The 21,150-nt window shown below is 37.0% G+C and carries 13 protein-coding genes and 1 other RNA gene; 4 read left to right on the top strand and 10 right to left on the bottom strand.

The features are described 5' to 3' along the window. Positions 1 to 38: 38 nt before the first annotated feature. Entirely contained in the window at positions 39 to 1,214 is a 1,176-nt protein-coding gene (locus tag DZ858_RS00365) for an AraC family transcriptional regulator (RefSeq protein WP_158548329.1), read from the top strand. Positions 1,215 to 1,242: 28 nt separating this feature from the next. Here DZ858_RS00365 and DZ858_RS00360 read toward each other — a convergent pair whose 3' ends face one another. The 3 genes from DZ858_RS00360 to DZ858_RS00350 form a co-directional block, all read right to left on the bottom strand. After that, positions 1,243 to 1,704 carry an RlpA-like double-psi beta-barrel domain-containing protein gene (locus DZ858_RS00360; protein WP_117157598.1) on the bottom strand — a complete coding sequence of 154 codons (462 nt, stop codon included), beginning with the start codon at positions 1,702 to 1,704 and terminating at the stop codon, positions 1,243 to 1,245. Between the two features lie 67 nt (positions 1,705 to 1,771). Next, positions 1,772 to 4,267, bottom strand: a complete 2,496-nt coding sequence (locus DZ858_RS00355; RefSeq protein WP_117159470.1) for an ABC transporter permease — start codon at positions 4,265 to 4,267, stop codon at positions 1,772 to 1,774. A 47-nt stretch (positions 4,268 to 4,314) separates the two neighbouring features. Next, positions 4,315 to 5,004: an ABC transporter ATP-binding protein gene (locus DZ858_RS00350; protein ID WP_117157597.1), complete on the bottom strand. Its 690-nt coding sequence runs from the start codon at positions 5,002 to 5,004 to the stop codon at positions 4,315 to 4,317. Between the two features lie 23 nt (positions 5,005 to 5,027). On the opposite strand from DZ858_RS00350, the gene DZ858_RS00345 reads away from it, so the two are divergent. Further along, positions 5,028 to 5,774: an arylesterase gene (locus tag DZ858_RS00345; RefSeq protein ID WP_117157596.1), complete on the top strand. Its 747-nt coding sequence runs from the start codon at positions 5,028 to 5,030 to the stop codon at positions 5,772 to 5,774. 100 nt (positions 5,775 to 5,874) lie between these two features. Here the strand turns inward: DZ858_RS00345 and DZ858_RS00340 are convergent, their stop codons facing one another. Together DZ858_RS00340 and DZ858_RS00335 are read right to left on the bottom strand one after the other, a co-directional pair. Next, positions 5,875 to 6,699 carry a T9SS type A sorting domain-containing protein gene (locus tag DZ858_RS00340; protein WP_117157595.1) on the bottom strand — a complete coding sequence of 275 codons (825 nt, stop codon included), beginning with the start codon at positions 6,697 to 6,699 and terminating at the stop codon, positions 5,875 to 5,877. A gap of 135 nt (positions 6,700 to 6,834) precedes the next feature. Next, entirely contained in the window at positions 6,835 to 7,329 is a 495-nt protein-coding gene (locus tag DZ858_RS00335) for a YqiA/YcfP family alpha/beta fold hydrolase (RefSeq protein ID WP_147309550.1), read from the bottom strand. Between the two features lie 492 nt (positions 7,330 to 7,821). Here DZ858_RS00335 and DZ858_RS00330 point away from each other — a divergent pair, with 492 nt between their 5' ends. After that, positions 7,822 to 12,531: a M36 family metallopeptidase gene (locus DZ858_RS00330; protein WP_117157593.1), complete on the top strand. Its 4,710-nt coding sequence runs from the start codon at positions 7,822 to 7,824 to the stop codon at positions 12,529 to 12,531. A 60-nt stretch (positions 12,532 to 12,591) separates the two neighbouring features. Here DZ858_RS00330 and ssrA read toward each other — a convergent pair. After that, positions 12,592 to 12,991, bottom strand: a transfer-messenger RNA (tmRNA) gene (gene ssrA / locus DZ858_RS00325). Positions 12,992 to 13,146: 155 nt separating this feature from the next. Here ssrA and DZ858_RS00320 point away from each other — a divergent pair. Then, positions 13,147 to 14,355: an NAD(P)-dependent oxidoreductase gene (locus DZ858_RS00320; RefSeq protein ID WP_117159469.1), complete on the top strand. Its 1,209-nt coding sequence runs from the start codon at positions 13,147 to 13,149 to the stop codon at positions 14,353 to 14,355. Positions 14,356 to 14,361: 6 nt separating this feature from the next. On the opposite strand, the gene DZ858_RS00315 is transcribed toward DZ858_RS00320, so the two are convergent. The 4 genes from DZ858_RS00315 to DZ858_RS00300 form a co-directional block, all read right to left on the bottom strand. After that, positions 14,362 to 16,326 (bottom strand): hypothetical protein, encoded by a 1,965-nt coding sequence (locus DZ858_RS00315; protein ID WP_117157592.1) that lies wholly within the window; start codon positions 16,324 to 16,326, stop codon positions 14,362 to 14,364. Between the two features lie 5 nt (positions 16,327 to 16,331). Next, positions 16,332 to 18,296, bottom strand: coding sequence for a DUF3857 domain-containing protein (locus tag DZ858_RS00310; protein ID WP_117157591.1), 1,965 nt, complete (start codon positions 18,294 to 18,296; stop codon positions 16,332 to 16,334). Between the two features lie 469 nt (positions 18,297 to 18,765). Further along, the gene (kdsA, locus tag DZ858_RS00305; protein WP_117159468.1) at positions 18,766 to 19,584 is read right to left on the bottom strand and encodes a 3-deoxy-8-phosphooctulonate synthase; all 819 of its coding nucleotides are present in this window, start codon (positions 19,582 to 19,584) and stop codon (positions 18,766 to 18,768) included. An 84-nt stretch (positions 19,585 to 19,668) separates the two neighbouring features. Continuing rightward, positions 19,669 to 21,150 (bottom strand): T9SS type A sorting domain-containing protein, encoded by a 1,482-nt coding sequence (locus DZ858_RS00300; protein ID WP_117157590.1) that lies wholly within the window; start codon positions 21,148 to 21,150, stop codon positions 19,669 to 19,671.

Below are 21,150 nucleotides of genomic sequence, written 5' to 3'. Positions count from 1 at the left end.
CAAATTATATGCTATTTTTCAACGTGGAAAATTGGGCAATGTTTGTAGACTTTATATTAATAGCAGGGATGTCCCTGCTATTCTTATTGGTGGTCTTTTTATTGAAATCAAATACGGGCTTTTCAAAGAAACTCTTATCGGTTTTCTTTATTAACTCTATTTTCTTTTTACTGTATTACTACGCCTATTTACATACATCACGCCCTTTAGGGGGGATTGCCGTTTTATTTGGAAGTGGCTCCGGTTTTTTATTAGGTCCTTTTCTCTTATTTTACATTCGGTCTCTTATACAGCCCCTAAATAAAGTTATAAAACCATTGTTGGTTCATCTAATACCCTTTTACATGTATTGGATTGCAATTTCATTGCCAGTAGCATTAAGTATGGTTTTTGGTTTGTTTAAAGCATATCACACACAATATGTTCAAATAGCAGATTATATTAATTTAGTTGAAAATGCATACTTTCTGGGCTATATTTGGATGTCTTTTCAATTGGTAGAATCCATTCGAAAAGCACGGGAACAAACGTATTCTTTTGTTGAAAGTAGCAATCTCAAGTGGATTTCCTATTTAATTATTGGGTTGTTTTGCATTGTAGTAGTAGATAGTTTCTTTTCAGTTTACGAACTGATCTTTCCAAGAATCCCATGGAATATTGGTACGCTCATAGCAGTGGCTCTAATTCTTTTATATTGTGTGTTAGGATATAAAGGGATGTTTCAATCGCAAATTTTATTACCACATTTTTTATTAGAAGAACAAGCTAGCAGTAACCAGAAACCTTTGAAAAATCCTAAAGTGAAGGCTGAAAGCTCTATAAAACCAGTACGACAACTCGATGTATTTACCCCACGAGAAATTGAAGGACTTAAAAATAAATTAAATGAATTGCTCATCACTAAAAAACCATATTTAGATGAATCATTAAGTCTTTCTCAATTGGCAGAGGAGTTGGATATTACTGATAAAAAGCTATCGGAACTGCTTAATCAGCATCTTCACACTAATTTCTATAATTTTATAAATGACTATCGCGTTAAAGAAGTCAAAGAAAAACTGATTAAAGAAGGGAACGAAAAATATACTCTATTAAGCATTGCCTTCGATTGTGGATTTCAATCCAAAACCAGTTTTAATCGTGTATTTAAACAGAAAACGGGGATGTCACCCTCAAAATTCCGGCAATTGCAGGATAAAACGACAGGCCCATAATTCTTAGTACAAAAAAGGGAATCTTTCCTTACCTAGCATCCTCCGCTTGCCTAGAAAACTTATCATGCGGCCGATCCCTTTTATTAAACCGAATCTCCACTTTCTTCTTGCCCCAGTTGCGGGCGGCATTTTCATCTAATCCCATATAGATATCGATTTTCTGTTTCCAGCGTTTGTGCATTTTGTCTTTTACAATGTAGGTGCCCGGTAGGCCATAGATCTCGATTTCCTCGTTGTGATCCAGTCCCAATTTGATGAGGTCGCGCGAAACGGCAATAGCGCGTTCTCCGGGTTCTAAAATATCGCCCCAAGCTGCTAGGGACGGATTTCCTTTTTTGGTTTGGTGCTCCACCGAATTGTAGGCCGTTGCGGTTAAGGTCATGGTGGTCATTTTTTTCTTCTGTTTTTTTGTTTCGGCACAACCAAACAATAGTATGGCTATGGAGAGGAATAGTAGTGGGATGAGGTAGTTGTGTTTTTTGGGCTTCATACTATAAAATATACGAAAAATTGGCGGGAATGCCTGAAATAGCCGCTTTTCGAGATCTTCTTATAAACTAACCTTCTTTGCGCAACACCTCTAATGGCGAACTACGCAGTACGGTTTGGATGTTGCTTAAGCCAATTGCTAACACCAGTAGGGTAATTCCCGGTACAAATACCACAAATGGAATAAAGGATGGTACAAAGGGTTCGTTGAATACAAAAAGCGCCAAACACAAACTGCTTATTAATGCCAGTATAATCCCAACCAAGCTACCCAACAGGCCTAAAAAGACATATTCCAATGCTGAGATCTTTAGTATCTGTTTGTTTTTGGCTCCCAAGGTGCGAAGCAGTACGCTTTCTTTAATCCGTTGGTATTTACTTGTCCGCACGGAGCCAATGAGTACGATAATTCCCGTAAGAATACTAAAGAATGCCATAAAATTGATCACCCAAGATACTTGCTCTAATATATCTTCTACCAAGCTATATACCTGTCGCAGATCGATAATGGTCACGTTCGGAAATGTAGCGACCAAGTCCCGTTGCAAGGTTGCGGAACCTTGCTCGTCTGCCACATGGGTTGTAAAAACATTAAATTGTGGCGCTTGTTCCAACACGCCTTCAGGAAATACAACGCTAAAATTAAGCTGCATTTGTGCCCAATCTACTTGGCGTACACTGCCAACGATGGTTTCCATTAGCACCCCTTGCACATTAAAAACAACAGGGTCGCCAACACTTAGTTTAGCATCTTCAGCAAGATTATCTGAAATGGAAATATAAACAGGCTCGTCTTCCTTTACTTGTGGAGTCCACGTGCCTTCCAGCAACTCTTCAGAGGGTGTAAGCGCATCGCGATAGGTAGTTCTGAATTCGTGGTTCAGGATCCAACCGCGTATTTGGCGTGTAGTGTCTTGGCGGAGTTTATTTACCAACGTCCCATTGAGGCTATGCATTCGCATGGTCACCAGCGGAATTTTGTTGAGCACTGGTAATTCTTTAGCGGTAATACTTTCGGCTACAGAATCGCGCTGTTCAGGTTGGATATCCAAAATGATGATATTGGCATTTTTAGCGGTCTGCTCAATTTCTGTTTTTGTTAAAAGGATATCCTTCGTAAAATACAAGGTGCTAATTAAAAATGTTCCCAGACCTATAGCAACGACTAATACAACAGTTTGATTGTTTGGTCTAAATAGGTTAAGCAGGCTTTGGCGTGCCGTAAAGCTCCAATGCTTCGGAAAAAAACGTTTTACCATCTTTATAAATAAAGAAGCTACCCCTGCTAAAATCGCAAAAGTAATAACGGTGCCGCCTACAAATGCCAATGCATACAACGCATCTTTAATAAGCCACAATGAAAATAAAAATAGGAATACCAAAATGGTTCCGAACACTAGATACCGTACTTTTCGAGGCTCTTGAGATGATTTTTCATCCACACGCAACACATCTAGAGGTGAAACATACCAAGTTCTTAACAAGGGTAGCAGTGCAAATAAAACAGACATAAATACCCCAAGCAACACGCCAATAATAATAGGTTGCGCCATAATAGTTATTTCAAGCGTGAAGGGTAAAAACTCTTTAAGCAAATATGGAAATAACCCTTGAATTCCGATGCCTATTAGCGACCCGATGAGTCCTCCAATGATTCCAATTCCAGCAATTTGAATCAAGAAAATTAAAAAACTTTGAAGTCTGGAGGCACCCATACATTTTAAAATTGCAATGGCTTTTAATTTTTCTTTTATGTAAATATGTACCGAACTGGCGATACCGATACATCCTAAAAGTAAGGCGATAAAAGCCGCCAAGTTCAAAAATTTTCCCACATTGTCATACCGTCTGCCCAAGCGTTCGGTAGTACTGGTATGTGTGTCCAGATCGGCATTTTCTAAATCCAGTGCGGGTTCGAGTTTGTCTTCAAGATGGGTTAGGTTTACGGTATCTTGTACCTTATAAAAGTATTGGTATTCTTTTCGGCTTCCAAACTGCAACAAGTCTGTAGCTTCTATAAATCGATAAGGAATGATGACGGGCGGTGCCACAGAAGTCGAAATCGCGGAGCTTCCCGGAATCGATTGTAAAGCACCCGCAATGGGAAGCGTTAGTTCACCTACTTTTATAGAATCGCCTGGTTTCGCATTAAACTGAAGCATAAGCGTGGCATCTACCAAAGCACCCCCTGACTCTTGATAGGTTTTTGCTACGGCAGTCGGTTGGGTTTCAATAGTTCCATAAAAGGGAAAATTACCTTCCATGCCACGTACTTTTACCAATTTGGTGCCACCGTTCTTCGGAAAAGCCACCATGGAAACAAAGTTTACTTCATGAGCATCAGGCTCTAACGAATCGATGATTGCTTGCGCTCCTTCTGTAGGTATTTGCTTAGAATCAATAATAAAATCGGCACCCATCAAGTTTTTTGATTGGCGCTGAATATTATCCTTTAAATTCGTGCTGAATAATTGTATGGAAACGACTGCCGCAATGCCCAAAATAATCGATGCCATAAATAAAAGCAAACGTACTTTGCTGGCTTTGGCATCACGCCACGCCATTTTAAATAGCCAAAGTGCATTTATATTTTTGTTAGGTTTTAACTTGTTCAAAATACGGGAGTAGATTGGTTGGTAACTGTTTTTCCGCCTTTTAGCGTTAATATTTGCTGCGTACGGTTGGCTAACTCTAAATCGTGGGTAACGATCACCAAGGTGGTTCCATTTTCTTTATTTAGATCTAATAATAACTGGATTACCTTTTCACCGGTTTCGGCATCTAGATTTCCTGTAGGTTCATCTGCAAATAGTATGGAAGGTGCATTCGCAAAAGCTCTTGCCAGTGCTACACGTTGTTGTTCGCCACCAGATAATTGTGATGGATAGTGATGAACACGATCTGCCAAACCTACCTTTTCTAATAGATTCCTGCTTTTTTGTATGGCGTCTTTTGCACCTTGTAATTCTAAAGGCACGCTTACATTTTCAAGCGCCGTAAGGGTTGGTAACAATTGAAAATTCTGAAAAATAAACCCGACTTCCTCATTTCGTAATTGCGCACGTTGGTCTTCATTCAAGCTTTTCAAATCCTGTCCACAAAGTTCTACTGAACCCGCATTGGGTTCATCTAAACCGGCACATAACCCCAATAAGGTAGTCTTACCACTTCCTGAAGGTCCTACAATGGAAAAGGTTTGGCCTTTTTCCACATGGAAAGTAATGTCTTGCAATACTGTTAATTGCTTGTTACCGCTAGCATATGTCTTTTCCAAGTTGGTAATGTTTAATATCTTTGGCATGATCTTAATTTAAATAACAACGAATGTTCAGCGCACATAATAATCATTTTCACATTAATTTACTACCTTCTTTTGGGCTGAAACTCATAAAGTTTAGTTATTTTTTTATAGCCCTGTTTCTTTTGTCTTGTGGCGATACAAAAACCGAAAAAACAACTGAAAATAAAAAAGCTGCGGAACAGATTGAAGATACTGTAGCAACCGATATTTCAACAAAGACGATCTTATGTTTTGGGGATAGTATTACCGCGGGTTATGGGCTGGACGATACCGATGATGCCTATCCGGCCGTATTGCAAGAAAAGATTGATTCGTTAGGTTTAGAATATACGGTGATCAACTCTGGTGTAAGTGGTGAAACAACCGCTGGTGGTAAAAGCCGAATTGATTGGGTAATAAAACAGAATATGGACATATTTTTATTGGAGCTTGGTGCCAATGATGGATTACGTGGTGTGGCTTTATCTGAAACACGGGCTAATTTGCAGGCAATTATCGACATAGTAAGAGAAAAAAGCCCCGAAACCACAATCGTGCTTGCGGGTATGGAATTGCCTCCAAATATGGGACAGGATTATACAAAGGGATTCAGACAACTTTACGCAGATTTGGCCGAAAAAAATAACCTCGCGTTTATACCTTTTATTTTGAAAGATGTTGGTGGCGTTGCGGCATTGAATCAATCCGATGGTATTCACCCAACTGTTGAAGGACATAAAATAGTGGCGAATACAGTGTGGGAGACACTGAGGCCGTTGTTGAAAAGTTGACACTATTCAATTGTATAGTGCCAACTATTTTTCCAGTGTTTATTTAATTTGTGCTAAGCGATGTAAATGCCTTTTAAGCCAAGACAAACTGTGTTGGTTTTTATTGTTTTAACATGTTAAAGCTATAGTAACCTTCCTCGCTAACTAACTTGACGATATAGGCTCCAGTAGTTAATTTTGAAACGTTTAATTGTAGTGTAGATGCTGTCTTATTTTGTGTATACACTTCTTGTTCTTGTCCTAAAAGATTATAAATTTTAACGGAACTTATCTCGGACTTGTAACTTAAATTTAAAACATTTTGTGTTGGTATTGGGTATGCCGAGAAAGAATTAACATCAAAGTTTTCAGTTGTCAAAGTGCCAACATTTAGGGTAAAATCTAAGGCTTGTCCATATCCAGGGAAGATACCCTGTCCGAATGGATTAAAAGCAATTGCGCAGGGATCTATTTCAGCAACGGAATCTTCATCTGTGTATGTTTTGGTAATTCTAATACGCGTTGTCCCCAACACGGCATCAGAAGGAACCATAATATCCATACTTACTGAAACTCCATCATCTCCTGTAGAGTTGGTAAGCGTTCCTATTTCGTAAATTTCGTTCGCATCATCTAAAACCTCATTTTGGTTCCAATCGATAAAAGCAACTATATCATTGTCGAAATCTCCTTTTGTGTCTCCTTCCACTGAAATAGTGTAGGTTTCGCTAGGTGTAATGCCTATAATCGTTTCAGTTTTGTTAATTAAAACCGCAGAAGCATCATTGTTCGTGATGTTAGTTCCTGCGAAATTAACGGCAGTGATTTCTTCAACAGTAGTGTCGGAAGGATCTGCTATTTCGCAATATGGATTTGGAAATACCTGTGCCTGCATTCCAAAAGTTAATAAGATAAATAGTAAAGGTAGTAACGTAATTTTTTTCATAGTTTGATAAAATTTAATTAAAACGTAAGTTAGTAAAAAATATAATGTTTGGCTAAAGATTTAATGTTATTGTAATACCCTGAAACTCTTGAAAAAAAAGGACATTAAAGAAATATAGAATCAAATGGGTTAGGGTTAATAACAAAGCTCAGCAAAAAACTCTTCCACAGCCTCTTTAAAAACAGCAACTGGAATACGATGTTCCAAGTTTAAAAGTGTATGAATGCGATATTCTGCAAGGGTAGTTTTAGATAAAAACTGTAAGGTTTTATTAGGGTCAATTACGTCATCTTTTGCGCCCAAGATAATATGTTTAAGATTTAAGGACGAAATAATAGAATCTGGGATTTCTTGTGTTACCGAGCGAGAAGCCAGAGCCGGATTAAACAACAAAGCTGGACGGTTTAATATTTCTGAAATATAATACCCAGCAAAACCACCCATACTACTACCAATCACTACATTTATTTCTGGGTCGTGGTTTTTATAGGTTGTAAGTAGCTGATTAATAGTATTCGGCTTATTTCGGTAATCGATGTTTGGAGCATAGACGGTTCCAAACTTTTCTAAAACCGTTCGCTTTTCATTGTTTAATCTACTGTCAAGGCCATGGAGGTATAGTATGTTCATTGGGGTTAATTTAAAAATGGAGTTGTAAGTTGTATTAGAAGCTTTCAAGATAGACAAGGTGTGTAATGCAACCAAACATATGAAGCACTAAAAAAAGTGGCTTTCTTAAACCTTTCCATTCATCTAGGATACTTTATGCACACATGGTACTATTGGAAAATATAACATTTTTTTTTTGAAATGGCTTTACTTTAAAAATACCATGATACAAGCTCTTATAAGTAATGATCTTTAAAGAGCATTGTAATTATTCGACCAATCGCACATAAACACCTATAAAATAACAATTTGTGGGAGTTTTGTAGTTGTGAAATTCACAATAAAAAGATACCTTGTAGACGAAGAACAGACTATACCATTATAAAAAAAAAGGAGAATATAGAAATAGTTCCACCAATTAAAAGAACCCGTTGCTTTTTAAAGGATGACATAGTCCTTTTTTATCGATGTTAAAAAAAGATGTTTTACTAACTAACCAAAACCTTCCAAACGATGAAAACGCATAACGAACCTTCCAGCTTGAGCTTTAATTTCAATTTACTCTTTTTAATAGTATTTTATTTAAGTGGACTTTTTGCCATCGCACAAGTAAACCCAAATCAATCCACCCGTCCAAAAACTACTAAAAAAGATGTCGTGCAAAAAGCTTCGGCTGATTTAAAAAAACTGATTCAACAAAAAAGCCCTGATTATGTAATTACGGCGGAGCATGTAAGTTCTACAACAGGCATACGCCATATATACTTACGGCAGGCCATTGGTGATCTTGAAGTGGTAGGAACGGAGTCTAGCGTTCACTTGGATGCCACCGGAAAGGTTGTTGCGGAGCATTCAAATTTTTTAGAAAACATTAATAATACCTTGCTAAACACTTCTAGTTCTATACAAGCTGAGCAAGCTATTCGTTCGGTAGCACAACAAATGAATTATGGCGCAGTTAAAAACTTAGGTCAGATTACTTCTGAAAAAGGTAAAAATAAGGCGGCAGTTTACAGTAAAGCTGGTATTTCCAACTCTAAAATCCCAGTTAAATTAATGTATTATTATAGAGAACGAGTAGGTACTACATTAATCTGGGAATTATCCGTAGAAGAAAAAAACTCTTCAGATTGGTGGAATTTTAGGGTAGATGCTCAAACAGGTCAAATAATCGATAAGGTAAACTTTACAGTTTCTTGTATTGAAGAATCTCACGAACACCATTCAAAGTTAAATAATGAAGGTATTGTTAAGGAAGAAAAACCGATATATACAGTCGAAAATGAGCCCACTTCTATGGTGGGGAGTTATAATGTAATAGAACTACCCTTAGAGTCTCCCAATTTTGGCTCAAGAAGTGTCGTTACAAATCCAGATAATGCAGTGGCTTCTCCCTATGGCTGGCATGACACCGATGGTGTGGCAGGTGCAGAGTCTGAATATACGGTTGGTAACAATGCTGATGCCTATGATGACAGTAGCAGTACTCAAACAGGAACTGGAGAAGGTGATAATTCCGAACGTGCATTTGGAGGCGCAGGTTTGGTTTTCAACGATCCTTTCAACCCTGTTTATTCTAATGGAGATCGTAGTATTGATGCAGCGGTAACCAATGTGTTTTATTGGTCTAATATAATACATGATATTACCTATCAATATGGTTTTGATGAAGCTTCAGGAAATTTTCAAATTAATAACTACGGAAATGGTGGAATAGGAGGCGATTCAGTACGTGCTGAAGCTCAAGATGGTTCTGGTACATGTAACGCTAATTTTTCTACCCCGGTCGACGGTAATAAAGGAAGAATGCAGATGTATGTATGTAATAGTCGGGATGGTGATTTTGACAATGCTGTTATTACACACGAGTATGGTCATGGGATATCTACCCGTTTAACCGGCGGTGCTGGAGATTCAAACTGTTTAAACAGATTTACACACCCAGAACAAATGGGTGAGGGATGGAGTGATTTCTTTGGGCTTGTATTTACCATGAACGTCGGCGAACAAGGTGACGATGCCCGTGGTGTGGGAACATGGTTGTTAGGAGAAGGTCCTAATGGTCAAGGTATTAGAACTTATAGATACAGTACCGACCTTGCTGAAAATCCTCATACCTATGATGCTGTTAAATCTGCAGTAGTGCCTCATGGGGTTGGAGAAATATGGGCTGTAATGTTATGGGACATGACGTGGGACCTCATTGATGTGTACGGATTCGATCCTGATATTTATAATGGAAACGGAGGGAATAATATTGCTATGAACTTGGTCATGGAAGGTTTAAAATTACAGCCTTGTGGCCCTGGTTTTGTAGATGGAAGGGATGCCATTCTTGCAGCAGACCAAGCGTTATATGGAGGAGCTAATTATTGTACTATTTGGAAAGCTTTTGCCCGTCGCGGTCTAGGTTTTAGTGCCAGTCAAGGCTCTTCAACAAGTATTACAGATGGTACGGAGGCATTTGATATGCCGCCTAATATTGCTCTTTTTAATACAGCTCCGGAAACTTTATGTGTTACCGCTGGTATCCAATCAGGTTTGGGTGGTGGAACACCAACAGGGGGTATCTACAGTGGTACGGGGGTTAGTGATGATGGTAATGGTACAACATTTACTTTTGATCCTTCAATAGCGGGTATCGGAACGGCGAGCATTACCTATACTGTATCAGATGCTTGTAATCCTGGAAGTAATACTGCTTTGATTGATACCATAGAAATTACAGACGGTTTACCCGATCTTATTTGTAAAAATACTAGCATAACCTTAGATGGAGCTGGGAATGCTTCTATTGAAAATTCAGACGTGATAGCCAACACGATTCCCGATACCTCTACATATACCTTAGATGAATCTGGAACGTTTGCTCTGGAAACCATTACAGGTACTCCGATTTCTTTGGGAGATGATAACGGTACAACTGCACTGCCAATTGGTTTTGATTTTAGTTTCTATGGAAACACCTATTCAAGTTTTTATATTGCATCCAATGGTTTTATTTCTTTTGACGGGAGTGGAATGACTGGGAGTTCTTCTTATACACCTACTGCATTACCAAATGCCAATACCCCTAACAATATGATTGCCGTAGTTTGGGATGATTTGAGCCCAAATAATGGGGGTGCGATAAACTATGAGACCATTGGAACAGCTCCAAACAGGAAATTAGTAATTGATTTTGTAGGCGTACCATTATATAATGATGCTGCTACAATCACCGCTCAAGTACAAATATATGAAGGGTCTTCCTTAATTGAAATCCATAGTACAGATGTTCAAAATAATGGCGGATCTAGAACGATGGGAATAGAAAATGCAGACGGGACAGCCGCTCTGGCCGCTACCGGAAGAAACAATCAGGTTTGGACTGCCAACAATGATTATGTAGCTTTTGTCCCTGGGATAACTAATAATTTAGCCGATAATTGCGGAAACCCTGTAGTGCTTTCTTTGAGTAAAATGGATTTTACCTGTAAGGATATAGGAGATAATATAGTAACAGTTACCGCCGATGATGGTAACGGGGGCATAGCTACTTGTGAAGCCATCGTCACAGTAGAAGGCCCAACCACTACCTATACCGGTACTTGGGATAATGGCGTGCCAGATACCAGTAAGAAAGCTATTTTCAATTCAAATTATAATACGAGTACCGCCGATATTGATGCCTGTTCCTGTGAAGTAGGGAATAATGCTGAAGTTACCGTTGGTGGTGGGGATTATATGAAGGTAGAAGGAAATATCACCGTAAATAGTGGTGCCAGTTTAGTGATAGTCCACGAAGGTAGTGTAGTACAAGTAGATGACAATGCCACTGTGACTAACAACGGAACTATTACAGTTGAAAAAACAAGTCCGAGCATTGGCAATCGAGGTTTTATGATCGCCTCCAGCCCAATGACTGAAGATACAAAAGCTGCTTTTGGCAACCCGATACAATTCCGAAATCATATAACGAGTAATTTTGTGCCCAATCAAGATGTTGAAGATGATTTTCCAGATGCCAATAACTTTGCTGATGACAATGGTGATAACTGGCAACAATACGTAGGGATGATGAACCCCGGGGAAGGGTATTTAATGATGCCCCAGACCACGCCGACTATTGGAACTCCTGCTAGTTATGATTTTGAGTTTGACCAAGGAACCCTTAACAATGGTGTAATTAGCTTTACACTGGGCTATAACGGTACACAAAATGGAAGTCCGAACATATTGGGTAACCCGTATGCTTCAGCCATAGATGTAGATGTGTTTTTTGACGATAACACAATGATAGACGATGTGTATTTCTGGGAACACTTGAACCCACCATCAAATTACCCAGGCTACAATGTCAGTAATTATGATATGGGCGATATTTCCATATACAATGAAACAATGGGAGGCGTACCAGCAGCAAATGGCGGGGCGACACCTAATGAGTATATTGCTTCGGGACAAGGATTTGGAGTAAAGCCAAACAGTGGAGGAACGGTAGTTTTCAACAACGCCATGCGAGTAACCGATAACAATAATACATACCGAAACAATGAAATAGAAAAAGACCGTGTATGGGTTAATGTGTTTAATGATGCTTATAAACTGGGAAGCACAACAATGATAGGCTATTCTGAGGTAACCACTGATGGATTTGATGATGGAGTTGACAGTAAACGATTGGCAACGCCTGTATCGATATATTCTGAATTGGAAACTGGAGAACAATTGGTTATTCAAGGTCGTAAGCCTTTTGATATTGAAGATGAAGTGATGCTGAGTTTTTCTACACAGATAGAAGAAGTACAGACCTACAGAATCAGTATCCACAACCTTGAAGGGATTAATGTAAGCGATGCTACAGTGTATCTATTGGATACTAAAAATGGAAATCTAACCAATTTAAGCCAAGAGGATTATACCTTCAGTAGTAATGTAGGAACGTACCATAACCGTTTTAAGATACTATACAAAGGGACGGTATTGAATACTTCAGATAATGTATTAGAGACTATTTCGGTATTTCCTAATCCTACAGATGGTATATTGAATATTACCTCACCGAATACACCTATTACGACGGTGGAAGTATTTGACATACGTGGAAGAAAAGTATTAGAAAAACAGTTAAATAACCAAAACAATGGGGCTGTCGATGTCTCTAAACTGGAAAGTGCTTTATACTTTATTTCGATTTATACAGCAGATGGTTTTATAACAAAAAGATTTTTAAAAGAATAATTTGAGTTATAGTAGTTTTAATAAACAAAGCCACGCTAATTAGCGTGGCTTTGTTTATATTAGTGGAGCCGGGGAGATTCGAACTCCCGTCCAAACGCGCAATTATACTGCTTTCTACATGCTTAGTTTCCATTTGAATTTTCGTGAGCTTGCCGGTCGGAAACTACCAACGCACTCCTTATCTTCGCTTAAATTTCGCAAGTGCATCAAAGCCCTACACAAGCTAGGTTTACTTTTACGAAGCCACTAAGTCAAACGCCGCAAACCAAGGCCTTTGAGTGACTTCCTGCATGCCCGTCTTACGGGCCGAGGCATATCCTACTATAATTCAGATTATGCTGCTAGGGCGTAGTTATTCTCGCCGTTTAAAAAAGTTTGAAACATGATATTTACGAGCTGTGTCCCGGCGCTCGGCATGCTTACAATACAATAAGACCCGCTGTCAAAACCAGTCGGCCCCTTTTTTGTAATAAACTGTTGCCAGTATGTAGTAATTTACAATCACATTCTACTAGCTACGAACTAACAAAGATACATGAAAATCCATATCTTTGGAGCTGTCTGTTCAAAAATGAAAAGACAATTATAATTATACAAAAAGCATTCCATATGGCAATAACCTTTGCACTTATCAAAGAACGTAAAAATCCACCCGACCGTCGTGTCGTTTTTTCACCAATAATGTGTCAAGAAGTCATAAAACAATACCCAGACGCTCGTATTATAGCTGAAACATCTGATATTCGAATTTTTCATGATAAAGCATATAGAAAAGCAGACGTAGAAGTACAAGAAGATATTTCAAAAGCTGACGTGCTCTTGGGCGTGAAAGAAGTACCAGTAGAGGCATTAATACCTAACAAAAAATATTTCTTTTTTAGCCATACAATAAAAAAACAACCTTATAACCGTGAGTTGTTACAGGCTGTTCTTCAGAAAAGCATAGAGTTATACGATCACGAAACTATTACCAAAAAAAATGGGAGTCGCTTAATTGGATTTGGGCGTTATGCAGGATTAGTAGGCGCTTACAATGGCTTTAGAGCTTTAGGGTTACGTGATAAGTTGTTTAACTTGGAAAAAGTAGATGTCTTACCCGATTTAGATGCTGTTAAGGAAGAATTAGACAAAATTAAAGTACCAACCATCAAAATCCTGCTTAGCGGAAGTGGGAAAGTGGCTTACGGTGCTAAAGAAATTCTGGATTATTTAAACATAAAAAAAGTAAACGTTACCGATTACCTTACTAAGGATTTTGACCAGCCGGTGTATTGCATGATCGATGTATTGGATTACAACAAACGCACAGATGGTTTGCCTAGTAATAAGCGTGAATTTTACAACAATCCTTCGGGCTACGAAAGTGACTTTATGCGATTTGCTACAGTGAGCGATTTCTTTATCGCCGGTCATTTTCACGGAGAGGGAGCGCCTTATCTATTTACTCGAGAGGATGCCCGCCATCCACACTTCAATATTAATTTGGTAGCCGATGTATCGTGCGATATCGATGGCCCTGTGGCTAGTACCATACGACCTTCAACCATTGAAGATCCGTTTTATGGGTATGACCCTGTCACCGAAAAAGAAACTTTTTACGATATTCCTGGTTCGATTACTGTAATGGCCGTGGATAATTTGCCTTGCGAACTACCCAAAAACGCCAGTGAAGGCTTTGGAGAGATGTTTTTGGAAAGTGTCATTCCTGCTTTTTTCAACGGTGATAAAGATGGTATTTTAGCACGAGCCAAGATGACAACTAGTGAAGGCAAATTGACTAAAAACTTTGGTTATTTACAGGATTATGTAGATGGAAAAGAGTAATATTTTTTACTTTTTTTTCAATATAATAGGCTGTTGGTTTTGAATCGTCATTAGTTGCGAAAAAAACTCCTTCAAACCTTGATATGCTTCTGCTGGAAATTGATGTTTATTGAGTGTTAAGTTTAGACGAATATTTATTGTTTCTTGAGTAGCATTGTAAATAACAGAAATTGCGCCGTCGTTATTAGGGAGTTTTAAATGGGTATTATTTGGTAATTGTTCTACTTTGTATATATCGTTTAAATTTATAGTAATAAGGTATGTATTACTTAAAGGGTAGCCAATATACACCTCATAAGTTCGATCTTCTAATTTAAAAGGGTTTTCATCTAAGAAAGTTTCAAAAAATATGGGGTTTAGAATTATCTTTTTTCCAGCCTTTTCAGTTTCAACAGTTGTAGTATAAGAGAATTTTATAGGTATCTTTTTATTATCTCTGTCCGTAATTTTAAAATCATTGATAATCGAATTTTTAAAATACGTTTCTTTTTCTGTCTTATATTTATTAATACTCATTACGTTGAGTCTTTCTCGCTCTTTTAAAGCTAGGTAGCCACTATGCGATTCTGAAATTTCTCCTTTAAAGGTATCGTTTTCATTTGCAGTAAGTTTTGCTCTTACAGTATGTTGACTATTAATAGAAGGGCGTATAGGAGTCCAATGATTTACAGTGTTAAAGTTTATAATTCGTCCCTTGAGGTTTAAAGCCTGTGTTGGTATCAAACCGAAGGGCAGTTCTTTTCTAGAGGCATCAAGAACGTACTCCTTACCATCTATTAATATCTGTAACAATAAATAATTAAAATTTGTGAAAAGCGGTTCCTTTTCATCGGGAACACTATAGTAAGTGCTACTGCAAAATAATATTCTTGGGTTTAACCCGGCAACCTTTAAGCCGTTATATAAGGATAGGTTTATTTGTGATTGGGTGCCCTCTTTATCCTTGTATGCATCTGTAATGTCACGTGGATTTACACCCACATAATTGTTCCATGTATAATGCTCTTGAAAATAATAAAATATAGCTTTAGCTTTCTCTAAATTATCGCTAATAGTAAGAAGATCTTTAGGAATTTTCCGTTTAAAAAATGAATAGGAAATTTTTCTTTTTTTATACCAGTCCTTTTCTTCTAACTTTTTATCATACTCTTGCCAAGTGGTACTGTAATCTATTCTTTTACCATAGAAACTAAAATAAATTTCGAGCGAATACATTACTCTGGACACATAATTTTTAAGGGATAACATAAACCTTTCTTCCCTAAAAGCAGGTACATCCTTCATTATAAAAGTGTCTATAATACAGTTTCCGAGGTCTCTGTTTGGAATGTAAAAACAATTTTCTTGTATGGAACTTTCATTGTAATCCAGATATTCCATTCCGATGATTTTTTTTCTAAAAACTAGATTTGAAGGTACCTTGGTTTTATATTCCGAATACAAGGTTGGAAGGAGGTTTTGGAAGTTCCAACTATCTACATGAAAATAAAACGGCGATTTAACAACATAATGATATTCGAGTACACTACCGTCTTTTATGTTGGGAAATACAAACTTTTTAAGTAGCACCTCTTTATCTTTTTGTTCCTCTAGAATATTTTTCTCTTCCACTTGAGATCGTTCTTCACCATTATGTGTATAAGCTACAAGGGATGTTAGTAGTTCGGTGTCATAATGGGTTTTGTGTAGTGGAATGGAGACTATATCATAAGTGAATTTTTTAGCATTATACACCTTTACTTTTTTATGAACTTCCTTAAATATAAATAGTTGGCCTTCAGTAACTTTAAAGTGGGTGTCGCCTTTTTCAAATAACACCACACCAGCGGCATCAGGAAATTTTTCGCTATATGATGAGTTTAGCTCCTCTTCGGTGGGTTTGCCAAACTCTGCCGTTTGACGTTCTTGAGCAGAAAGTACCATGGTATTTAATACTAGAAAAAGAAAACTGAAGTAGCGTTTTTTGTTCATGTTTTTTACTTCTTTTTCAACACAATAGGTTGTTGGTTTTGGATGGTCATCACTTGGGCAAAAAATTCCTTTAATCCTTGATACGCTTCAGCTGGGAATGAGTGGTTGTTTAGCTTTAAATTTAAACGTATCGTTACTTTTCCTGCTCCTTTGCTATAAACAACCGATACCGAACCATCGTCGTTGGGGAGTTTTAAAGCGGTATTGGTGGGTAGTTGCTCAACAGTGTATAAATTGTTTAAATCTATGGAAATTAAATAGGTATTGGTTAGTGGAAAGCCAAAATCGATGGGGTGGTTTCGTTCTTCAAGATTGAATGGGTTTTCGGTAAAATAAGTTTCTATATAAAATGGGTTCAGGAATATTTTTCCACTGTTACTTTTTTCTAATTTAGTGGAGTAGCTTTCTTTGAATGGTTCTTCAAGCTCTTTTTGGTTTTCGATGGTATAGTCAGATAATTCTAGTTGAGAAAGCCTTACCTGTTTTTCCTTTAGGAATTCTTCTTTTGAATTCTTTTCCAAATCTTCCCTTTTTTGCCAGCCCATATACCCTGTATTGATTTCATTAACAACCCCAGTAAAAACTCCACCCTTGTTGGCCGTTATTTGAGTATTTACATAATGAACGTTTTTGGAAAAAGGAACAATGGGTTGCCAATAACTACCTTTTTTAAAATTCATTACCCGACCTTGAACATTTAAGTCTCTAAAAGGCAAGACCCCAAAAGGAGTATTTTTATTAGTGGCATCCAGCAAATAATCAGTATCGTCAACGTTGATTTTGACAATGGTAAAATTAAAGTCTGTCATAACCGGATAATCCGTTGTTGGAAGTCCGTTTCCCCGGGTTGATAATAACACTAAATCACCCTTTAAACCAGCAGCTTCCATAGCATTTAGGAGTGCTATGTTAATTTCAGAATTATTGCCCGACTTTTTTTCAAAAGCATCTTTTACACGAATGTCTGAACGAACCCGGTAATTGCCGTTCCAGTTAAAATGATTTTGTATAAAATAATACACCGCTTTAGCTTTTTCCATTTTGTCATTAATGGAGAGTACGGTTGTGGGCAGTTTGTCTTCAAAGTAGTTGCTGTATTTAAGTTGCCTACCAAAATCTTTGTCATAACGAAATTGCTTGTCTACATCGTCCCAGCTTTTAGAAAACTTTTCCGTACTACCAGATAAGTCGGTATATTTCATTAATTCAAAATCTAAACGGGCGGTATAGTTTTTTGTAGCCAACATGTATTTTTCTTCTTTAAAAGCTGGAACATCAAACATGGCATATGTTGCAACTTCACAAGCAGCCGCTATTTCAAAACCGGGAACGTTAAAACAATGTTTTTTCACTTCGGCTTCATTGATGTCGAGCTGCATATTTCCATATAAAGTACGGTTATAATTGTAATTACCGGGTATTTTAGACTCAAATTCACTGTACATTTTAGGCAAGAGGCCTTGAAAGTTCCACCCACCGAAATTTGAAAAATAAGGGGATTCTATTCTATAGGTATATTCTAAAATACTTCCATCTTTAACATTTGGAAAAGCAAATTTCTTGAGTGACCAATTTTGAGTTTCATCTGTGGTATAAAAAGCATCGGCGGCTACATAGGTTTTAACTTGATCATTATGTGTAATCGCTTTAAGTTTTGCAATCTTTTCAGTGGCATCGCCATCATGATAAAAAGGGATTTCTACAGTACCGTGTTTAAAGTTCTTGGCATCGAATACTTTTATTTTGCGATGCACTTCTTTTATTAGCCGAATATAATTATCAACGATTTCTACGTAGTTTTTCCCACTTTCAAAAAGAACAACCCCATTTGCAGTAGGATCTTTTTGGTATTTAATAAGTGAAAATTCTGACCGTGTTGGGTTTCCAAATTCTGCTGTTTTACGTTGTTGTGCTTGTGAAAAGTTAATACTGAACAGAAATAAAAGAGGAGCGATAAATTTTAATTTCATAATATAATAAGGTAAAGTACACCAAATATACTAAAATGAAATAAACACAAAACAGGAGAAACCCTGTGCAAAAACAGGAAAAACCCCCTTGAAAGATAAAATAAATCGTTGCATCTTTACTTTATAATTAATCAATGCTAAATTAATTGGGGAGTTAATAAAGCGATTATATATAAAGACCACTTTTTTTGAGTGGTCTTTTTTCGTTGAATTATTTAAAAACAGGAAAAACCCTCTATCAATTAGGTGTTTTTACCTATTGTTTAGAACCTTATTTCATGCCATCTTTGTGATAGCTTAATTAATTGGGGAGTTAATAATAGCGATTACAAGGGCTGCCAATTTTATGTTGACAGCCCTTTTTTATTCAGAAACTTATAATTTATTTTTAGCCAAATAATATAGTTTAAAAGGAAAACCTGCTTGAAGAAGGCAGGTTTTTTTAATTAAATAATTTTCAAAATATTCTTTACAATCCATTTATTGTCTTTCGAATAGCAACTAAATCAGTCAATAATTTTTCAAGCTTTGACAAATCCAGCATATTGGCGCCATCACTTTTGGCATTGGCAGGATCAAAGTGGGTTTCAATAAATAATCCATCTACTCCTGTTGCAATTCCAGCTCTAGCAATAGTACTTATCATTTCTGGTCGCCCACCTGTTACGCCAACACTTTGATTGGGTTGTTGGAGGCTGTGGGTAACGTCTAGAACAGTAGAAGCATATTGTTTCATAGTTGGGATGCCTCTAAAGTCTACCACCATATCTTGATAACCAAACATGGTTCCACGGTCGGTAATCATTACTTTTTCATTACCACTATCGGTAACTTTTTTTGCTGCGTGTTGCATGCTTTCAGGACTCATAAACTGTCCTTTTTTCAAGTTGACTACTTTTCCTGTCTTTGCCGCAGCTACAACTAAATCGGTTTGACGTACTAAAAAAGCTGGTATTTGTAACACATCAACAAACTCTGCAGCCATAGCTGCATCGCTATTTTCATGTATGTCAGTAACGGTAGGAACATCAAATGTTTCAGAAACTTTCCGAAGTATTTTCAATGCTTTTTCATCACCAATTCCAGTAAAACTATCAATTCTACTTCTATTTGCTTTTTTAAAGCTGCCTTTAAAAATGTAAGGAATTTCAAGCTTATTGGTTATTGAAACTACTTTTTCAGCAATACGAAGAGCCATATCTTCGCCTTCTATGGCACAAGGTCCGGCTAAAAGGAAAAAGTTGTTGGAGTTGGTATGTTTTAGTCTTGGAATTTCGTTGAGGTTCATAGCTTTCATTTGTTATGCAAAGATAGCTAAAAGTGTGTCAAATTTCAGAAAACCTAATTTTATAGTAAGGAAAAATAGGGAGTTTTACTTCTTAATAATTTTATGTGTTTGTGATTTTCCTGTTTCAGTTTTTAACTGTAAAAAATAAATGCCCGACTCAAAACTTGATAAATCTATACTATTTGATTGCCGAGCGGTTTTAATTTTTTGTCCCAATAAGTTGAAAACTACTATGGTTTCGACTGTTTGGTTTGATGTTATTTTAACTTTGCCAGTTGTAGGGTTTGGGTGTAAAAAAAATGATAATGGATAGTTTTCTTCGATGCCCAAGCCTGTATTTTTATACCAAGCCACTTTATTATCACTAATGGAGGCAGAAATTACATCAAGCTGTCCGTCCCCGTCAATATCACCTGCAGTTGCATCGGCAGGGAAATCAATATTTGTTGTTATTGTTCTTTCAGTGGTAAAGTTTCCTTCGCCATCACTGTTTTCCAGCCAAGAAAAATTATTGGTATATCTATTCCAAAGTAACACATCAATGTCTTCGTCATTATCTAGATCGAAAAATCGGTATTGGTTGCTAGATATATTTGGAAGAGGTTGTAGCAAACCGAAACTACCTTGGTTATTCAGGTTGTCCAGCCAATAGACAAATGTTCCCGTATCATCATTATGACTTGTAATAACAATATCTTTTTTACCATTGGTATTAACATCTACATACTGGATATAAGTAATGCTTGTTTGATCAGAAACAAGAAAATCAAACTGATAAATTTCTTGTTCAGGACCGAAACTTCCGTTGGTTTCATTTTTATACCAAACAAGTTTTGCAGGACCGTTATTTTCGTGAGCCGTTAAAATATCTATATTGCCGTCATTATCGATGTCTTTTAATACGGGAGGGTAGATTTCCATAACATTCTCTATCAATAGAATTTCTGGTCCAAAATTTCCCAAACCGTTCGTATTTTCATACCAACTAATTTTATCTGTAAAGGTGTCAGTTGTTGAAGTCATCAAGTCTAAATCTCCATCATTATCTATGTCTATTACTGAAACACTGGTAATAAAATCCTGTTGCTCGGCAATAATAATTTGTTCTGTACTAAAATTTCCTAAACCATCTATGTTTTCGAGCCACACAACATTTCGTGGGTTGTTTTCTAAAAATAAAATGTCTTTGTCTCCATCGCTATCTAAATCTACAAAATCGATAGATAGATAAAATACTGGACTTTCATTAAGTATGGCTTCAGTTTCAAAATTACCTGCTCCGTCATTGTTTTTAAACCATCTAAGTTTAAAATCTTGGTTGGAGGCAGTCACCACATCCAATTTTCCATCGTTATCAATGTCAAAAGGAATAGAAATGTAAGGAGCTTCAACTTCTGTTGATATTACTTGTTGCGGTTCAAATTGAGCTTGTGCAGTTGTAATTCCTAGAATAGTAGATATACTGTAAAAAAGAGCCTTTTTTGAAATCATTTTTTCTGAAAAATTGGTTAGTTCTTTAAATTTAATCAAATTATTCGATACTTTAAAAGATAGAATGAAAATCAT

The organism is Marixanthomonas ophiurae (assembly GCF_003413745.1).
Lineage (GTDB): Bacteria > Bacteroidota > Bacteroidia > Flavobacteriales > Flavobacteriaceae > Marixanthomonas > Marixanthomonas ophiurae.
This window is presented reverse-complemented; position numbering and strand designations above follow the sequence as displayed.

Excerpts from the sequence above, each read along its gene's own strand:
- DZ858_RS00365 (WP_158548329.1), top strand. The coding sequence starts at position 39 with ATGTTTGTAGACTTTATATTAATAGCAGGGATGTCCCTGCTATTCTTA.
- DZ858_RS00360 (WP_117157598.1), bottom strand. The coding sequence starts at position 1,704 with ATGAAGCCCAAAAAACACAACTACCTCATCCCACTACTATTCCTCTCC.
- DZ858_RS00355 (WP_117159470.1), bottom strand. The coding sequence starts at position 4,267 with ATGGCGTGGCGTGATGCCAAAGCCAGCAAAGTACGTTTGCTTTTATTT.
- DZ858_RS00350 (WP_117157597.1), bottom strand. The coding sequence starts at position 5,004 with ATGCCAAAGATATTAAACATTACCAACTTGGAAAAGACATATGCTAGC.
- DZ858_RS00345 (WP_117157596.1), top strand. The coding sequence starts at position 5,028 with ATGTTCAGCGCACATAATAATCATTTTCACATTAATTTACTACCTTCT.
- DZ858_RS00340 (WP_117157595.1), bottom strand. The coding sequence starts at position 6,699 with ATGAAAAAAATTACGTTACTACCTTTACTATTTATCTTATTAACTTTT.
- DZ858_RS00335 (WP_147309550.1), bottom strand. The coding sequence starts at position 7,329 with ATGAACATACTATACCTCCATGGCCTTGACAGTAGATTAAACAATGAA.
- DZ858_RS00330 (WP_117157593.1), top strand. The coding sequence starts at position 7,822 with ATGAAAACGCATAACGAACCTTCCAGCTTGAGCTTTAATTTCAATTTA.
- DZ858_RS00315 (WP_117157592.1), bottom strand. The coding sequence starts at position 16,326 with ATGAACAAAAAACGCTACTTCAGTTTTCTTTTTCTAGTATTAAATACC.
- DZ858_RS00310 (WP_117157591.1), bottom strand. The coding sequence starts at position 18,296 with ATGAAATTAAAATTTATCGCTCCTCTTTTATTTCTGTTCAGTATTAAC.
- kdsA (WP_117159468.1), bottom strand. The coding sequence starts at position 19,584 with ATGAACCTCAACGAAATTCCAAGACTAAAACATACCAACTCCAACAAC.
- DZ858_RS00300 (WP_117157590.1), bottom strand. The coding sequence starts at position 21,150 with ATGATTTTCATTCTATCTTTTAAAGTATCGAATAATTTGATTAAATTT.